Here is a 5,773-nt window from a genome sequence, read left to right on the forward strand (position 1 = left end):
CCTCGGGGGTCGCCACTGATATTGTCCGATGGCCCTCGTCCCCCCCCCGCCCCCCCCCACGGGCGTTCCCCACACCCCGGTGCGCCCACCCCCGTTCGCCCGCGTGTGCCTCACCTGTGGGACGTGTACTCCACGACCTGCTGGAACGTCGGCCGGTTCTGCCAGCTGATCCTGCCGTGCTTGATGCCGCCCAGGGTGCGCTGGACGATCGAGTCGGCGCACCACTGGTCGCCGGCCGAGCACTGGTCGTCGCCCGGGTAGACCTGCGCGGCGGTCAGGCCGGCCGCCTGCTTCAGGGTGCTGATCAGGATGTCCCGGCAGGCGGTGAGGCTGCCGTCGCCGCAGTACTTCCGGCCGAGCGGCCCCTGGACCGGTTCACCGAGCACCGACCGGATGTCCTTGTCGACATAGCTCCACCAGCCGTACTGGAAGGAGCTGCCGGCGTGCGAGCCGGTCGGGCCGTGGCCGGCGGACGGTGCCTCGTCGACCGGCAGGTTGTTCGTGATCGCGGTGTACAGGCCGTCGCCGAGCCCCGGCTGGAACTCGGCCTTGACCAGCAGCGGCCACCAGGCGTCCAGGATGCGGATCGCGTCGGCGTCGGCGTAGGTCTTCGAACCGGCCGACGTCTCGGTGCGCTTGGCGCCCGCGGTCACCCAGGCCTGGAGCCTGCTCACCGCCGCGGCGGCCGTGGAGTCGCTCACCGGCGAGGAGTTGACCACCTTGAGCAGCTTCGGCAGCACGTCCTCGGCGCGCAGATCGGCGAGGCCCGCGTCCGCCATGGCCTGCACCAGCTTGGCACGGGTCACCCCGCCGGCCGCGACCAGCTTCTTCACCCGGTCCTCCAGCAGGTTCCCGCGGTGCACCGAGCCGTCGCCCCAGGGCGCGGTCGTGTAGTCCTTGGCCTGCTTGTTGTTCCAGGAGACGTAGTAGTCCTGGTCGACGGAGTTGGGGTGCGCGGAGGCCGGGGTGTAGTCGGCGGTGTTGGTGGCCGGGTCCCAGTTCCGCCACTCGTAGGCCGGCCGCGCCCACACCGGGAACTCGGTGTCGACGCCGCTCGCCCGGACCGGGTTGTCACCGCTGTTGTAGTAGGCGGTGTGCTGGGAGTCGGCGTAGAACCAGTTGAAGGTGTAGTTGATGTGCTGCGCCGCGCTCTGGAAGTCCTCGGGACCCTTGACGTAGTCGGGGTCGTTCAGCATCTGGAAGCCGATGATCGAGTCGGCCTCGTGCAGGTAGGAGGAGCGCAGGGTGGTGTAGGCGACCCTCTTGCCGCCGACGGTCGCCCGGTACTCCACCGGCCCGTACGCGGTCCGCCACACCCGCATGGTGTAGGAGCCCGCGGCGGTGCCGTCGGCCGTGGTCGGCTTCCAGGCGTTCTTCTGCTCGATCTTCTCCATGGCCGTGCAGGTGCCGTGGTACAGGTAGTGGTAGTCGTCCTGGCACAGCTCGACCGCGTAGGTGTCGATGATGTCCTGGCCGGAGGTGGTGGCGCTCCAGGAGTAGTCCTGGCCGCGGCCGAGTTCGACGTACATGCTCAGGCCCGCGAAGGAGGCGCCGCGGGCGCTGATGCCGGGGCCCTGGATCTCCTGGAGCATCAGCAGCTGCGGGGCGAAGTAGCCGGTCTGCGGTCCGAAGACGGCGATCGGGTGGCCGCTCGCGGTGGACTTGCCGCTCACCACGAGGGCGTTGGACATGCCGCGCCGCGCCGAGCCGAGGGCGGTCTTCGCGGCGTCGGCGGTGGCGCTCTTCGCGGCCGCGGTGCCGGCGCCGCCCGTGCGGTCGTAGACGAGCGGTTCCTGGGTCACCGAGCCGGCGTCGGGCAGGGCCTCGCCCTGGGCATCGGCGGGCTTGGCGCCGTACGGGAAGCTCTCGCCGTTGTGGACGGTGAGCACGGCCTCGGGGTCGTTGCGCTCGCGGAAGGACTCCCAGACCCTGGTGCCCTCCTCGACCCCGTACCTGGCCTGGGCGGCGAGCAGGGAGACGGCGTTGTTCACCTCGCCGCCGCCGCCGGAGCCGAACAGCGAGCCGATCACGGAGGCCAGCGCGACCAGGTCGGTGACCTTGAAGTGCTCTATGGTGCCGGCGTTGGTGATCGAGTCCTTGTGGCCGGTCAGGACGTACTCGCCGGGGAAGTAGCGGCCCCTGTCGGAGGCGTCGATGTAGGAGTTGACGCCGTCCAGGTAGGCCTTGACGTCGGCGAGGGCCTGCCGGCCGCGGGCGCCGTTGCGGGCGACCGCGTTGTCGATCTGCGCCTGGAGGTCGGCCTCGGTGTACGGCGCGTTGCGGTAGAACTGCTGCTCTAGGCCCTGGTTGGCGGGGGCGCCGCCGGCGAAGGAGGTCAGTCGGCCGCGGCCCACGTGCCGGAAGACGTCCATCAGCCACAGCCGGTCCTCGGCCGCCGCGAACCCGGCGCCGAACTCGGTGCCGTACCGGGTGGTGCCTGTGATGTGCGGCACACCGGTCTTCTTGTCGCGGACGATCGTCACGTCGCCGCGGCCGGCCGGTTTCTCGGTGGAGGCGACCTGGTCGGCGGGGACGCCGAACGAGGAGTCGTTGAAGAACGTGTTGATCGTGGCGTCGGTCAGGCCCTTGTAGCCCCCGGCCAGGTTGGCGTAGGGGCCGAGCTGGTCCTCGGCGTGCGCGGGCTGGGTGCCGAAGGCCTGGTTCAGCAGGATCTGGGCGAGCGTCGCGTTGCCGTTCTCGCCGGGCGGGAGAATGTCGGAACACCGGCCGCCGCAGTAGTCGTTGGCGGCGGTGACGTCGGCCGCCGCCACCGCGGTCCCGGTGAGCGGGGAGAGAAGACCGGCAATGAGGACGCATACCGACGCGGTCTTCAGGAACCCGGGGAGTCGGCGGGACGTTCTCAGTCCGTCAAGGGTGATACGTGGGGTTCGCCGTGGCATGGCAGCTCCTAGCGACAGGGGTGACCGGACGTTACCGCCGGTATCCCCCCGTTAAAAGATGAACATGCGTCACGTTCTGGAGTCCGCAAGGAGATCCGGAGAAGAGATGGAGCCGAATCGCCTGTCGATACGTCTATTCGGCGACGTCCGTGCGACGACGCCGAAGTGACCGAGGTACAGGTGCAGGTGTGACGGAGGTGCAGGGCGATGGCCGGTTTCCGGAGTCTGGCAAGACAGGTACGCGATCCGGACTGTGATCTGGCGCTGCGGCGGTACTCGCTGCGCAAGTGCCTGGAGAAGTTCGCCCCTTACGGGCATCGGGCGACCTGGGACCATCTGTGCTCCCGGGCGGGTTTCGGTCCCGAGGACCGCTCCCCCGATCCGGCGCGGCTCGTGGCCGCACTGGAGGAGCTGGAGGAGGCCCGTGACGTCTGGCTCGCCTACGAGACCGACTTCACGGAGCGACGCAGGAAGGAGAAGCACGACGGGCTGCGCCGGCCCGGCAGTGTGGACGACTGGCACCGGCTGACCTGGGGCGGGTTCGGGGTGGCCTGGTGCGACGACCCGCGGGTGCATCCCGAGGAGCCGCTGGCGGAGGTGCTGCGCCGGCTGATCGCCGCGCTGGAGCGGGAGCCGGGCTCCGCGTGCCCGGTCTGCGGCGGGGAACGGCTGGTCTGGAGGTACGGCCTGGACCACGAGCCGTCGTCCGGCCCGGTCTGCACGGACTGCGGGATCCTGGTGCCGCGGCCCGTCCTGAACGCGCAGGCCCTCGAGTACGCCAGGCGGGGACGCCTGCTGATGTCGGCCTGAGAGTGGCCGGCACCGGTGCCGGGGGTGCGCTGGGGATGCCGCACCCCTCTCGTGGGGGCCCGGGGGCCGTTGTCGGTGGTGACTGGCACCATCGGGTCATGGTGCAGGTGTGTCTCAACGGGCGCCGCTCGGCCGCCGACGGCGCGGGCGTCCCGATGTCCCCGGAGGACCTGGCCCGTTCGGCCGCCGAAGCGGTGGCGGCCGGGGCCACCTCGGTGCATGTCCATCCGAAGACGCCGTGCGGGCGGGACAGTCTGTCCCCGCGCGTCCTCGGTCCGGCGCTGGAGGCGATACGGGCGCGGGTGCGGGTGCCGGTCGGGGTGACCACCGGGGCCTGGGCCGAGCCCGAACCGGCGGCCCGGCTCGACCGGGTGCGCTCCTGGTCGGTGCTGCCCGACTTCGCCTCGGTCAACTGGCACGAGCCGGGCGCCGAGGAGGTCGCCGCGGAGCTGCTCGGCAAGGGGGTGGCCGTGGAGGCGGGCATCTGGTCCGGCACCGGGGGCGCGGGGCGCTTCGCGGCCTCGCCGCTCGGGCCGAGGGTGCTGCGGGTGCTGGCCGAGGTGACCGACCCGGACCCGGCGACCGCCGAGGCGTCGGCGCGGGCGCTGCTGGCGGAGCTGGGCACGGCGCACGGCCGGCCGGTACTGCTGCACGGCGAGGAGGGCGGCACCTGGCCGGTCCTCCGGCTGGCGGCCCGCCTGGGCCTGACCACCCGGATCGGCCTGGAGGACACACTGCTCCTCCCGGACGGCCAACGAGCGCGTTCCAACGCCCAGTTGGTGACGGAGGCACTGCGCACGGCGTAGGAACCGGCCGCCGGCCGCGACGCCCGCCGCACGATCCGGGCGCGGCCCGCCGCGGTTCCCCAGGGGCGCGGGGAACGGCGCGAACGGCCACGACGGATCCGCGGACGGCGGTGGGCGGAGGGCGGTCGGCGGAAAGCCTCTCCCCGTGGCCGGTTCCTCAGCGGCCTTCGGCGAAGAGCCTGGAGCCGGTCAGGCGTTCGCCGAAGACGTCGTCCGGGTTGGACAGGACGCACGTCTCCAGGGAAAGGCACCCGCAGCCGATGCAGTCGGCGAGGTGGTCGCGCAGACGGTTCAGCTGGCTGATCCGCTCCTCCAGCTCCGAGCGCCACCGCTCCGACAGCCGCGCCCAGTCCTCCCTGGTCGGCGTGCGTTCCTCGGGCAGTTCGGACAGGGCGTCCCGGATCGTGGCGAGCGGGATGCCGACCCGCTGGGCCGCGCGGACGAAGGCGACCCGGCGCAGGGTGTCACGGCTGTACCGGCGCTGGTTGCCGGGGGTGCGCCGGCTGGAGATCAGGCCTTTGGACTCGTAGAAGTGCAGGGCGGACACCGCGGCTCCGCTGCGTGCGGACAACTGGCCGACGGTCAGCTCGTGGATCTTCTCGGGAATCTGGGGCACCTCTCAGAGACTACAGAGACCTTTCGCCGCCCCCGGCCCGTCGTCCGTTGACATCGCCCCTCGACCCGAGCATGCTAAGCAGTCGCTTAGAGATGCGAGCGAGAGGGCCGGGAACATGGCAGAACCGAGGATCTTCAATTCCCCCGACGAGCTGCGGGCAGCCGTGGGCGAGCAGCTGGGCTACACCGACTGGCTGGAGATCGACCAGAAGCGGATCGACCTGTTCGCCGAGGCGACCGGGGACCACCAGTGGATCCACGTGGACCCGGAGAAAGCCGCCGCGGGACCGTTCAAGACGACCATCGCCCACGGTTACCTCACCCTGTCGCTGATCCCACTCTTCGGGCCGCAGCTCATCCAGGTGGAGGGCGTGACGATGGGCGTGAACTACGGGACGAACAAGGTCCGCTTCCCCTCGCCCGTCCCCGTCGGGTCCCGGGTGCGCGCCACCGCGAAGATCACCGGGGTCGAGGACGTCACCGGCGGTGTGCAGGTGACGGTCGCCTTCACCGTGGAGCGCGAGGGCGGCGACAAGCCGGTGTGCGTGGCGGAGTCGGTGGCCCGGTACTACCTCTAGGGCCTCTCTTCCGGATCTTGCCGGTGTCGCGGGGCTTGGCACGCACATCTGCGGCGTTGTCGTC

At 71.3% G+C, this 5,773-nt stretch carries 5 protein-coding genes; 3 read left to right on the top strand and 2 right to left on the bottom strand.

Features of this window, described 5'->3' with window-relative positions:
* Positions 1-110: 110 nt before the first annotated feature.
* Positions 111-2,900: a penicillin acylase family protein gene (locus ABZ923_RS40690; protein WP_361483293.1), complete on the bottom strand. Its 2,790-nt coding sequence runs from the start codon at positions 2,898-2,900 to the stop codon at positions 111-113.
* A gap of 207 nt (positions 2,901-3,107) precedes the next feature.
* Here ABZ923_RS40690 and ABZ923_RS40695 point away from each other — a divergent pair, with 207 nt between their 5' ends.
* Together ABZ923_RS40695 and ABZ923_RS40700 are read left to right on the top strand one after the other, a co-directional pair.
* Positions 3,108-3,710, top strand: coding sequence for a hypothetical protein (locus tag ABZ923_RS40695; protein ID WP_361483296.1), 603 nt, complete (start codon positions 3,108-3,110; stop codon positions 3,708-3,710).
* Between the two features lie 98 nt (positions 3,711-3,808).
* Positions 3,809-4,516 carry a 3-keto-5-aminohexanoate cleavage protein gene (locus ABZ923_RS40700; RefSeq protein WP_361483299.1) on the top strand — a complete coding sequence of 236 codons (708 nt, stop codon included), beginning with the start codon at positions 3,809-3,811 and terminating at the stop codon, positions 4,514-4,516.
* 157 nt (positions 4,517-4,673) lie between these two features.
* Here ABZ923_RS40700 and soxR read toward each other — a convergent pair whose 3' ends face one another.
* Positions 4,674-5,132, bottom strand: coding sequence for a redox-sensitive transcriptional activator SoxR (soxR, locus tag ABZ923_RS40705; protein ID WP_361483302.1), 459 nt, complete (start codon positions 5,130-5,132; stop codon positions 4,674-4,676).
* A 115-nt stretch (positions 5,133-5,247) separates the two neighbouring features.
* Between soxR and ABZ923_RS40710 the strand changes: the two genes are divergently transcribed.
* The gene (locus ABZ923_RS40710; RefSeq protein WP_361483305.1) at positions 5,248-5,709 is read left to right on the top strand and encodes a MaoC family dehydratase; all 462 of its coding nucleotides are present in this window, start codon (positions 5,248-5,250) and stop codon (positions 5,707-5,709) included.
* The last annotated feature ends 64 nt before the right edge of the window (positions 5,710-5,773 follow it).

It is taken from the genome of Streptomyces sp. NPDC046881, assembly GCF_040645015.1.
Classification (GTDB): Bacteria; Actinomycetota; Actinomycetes; order Streptomycetales; family Streptomycetaceae; genus Streptomyces.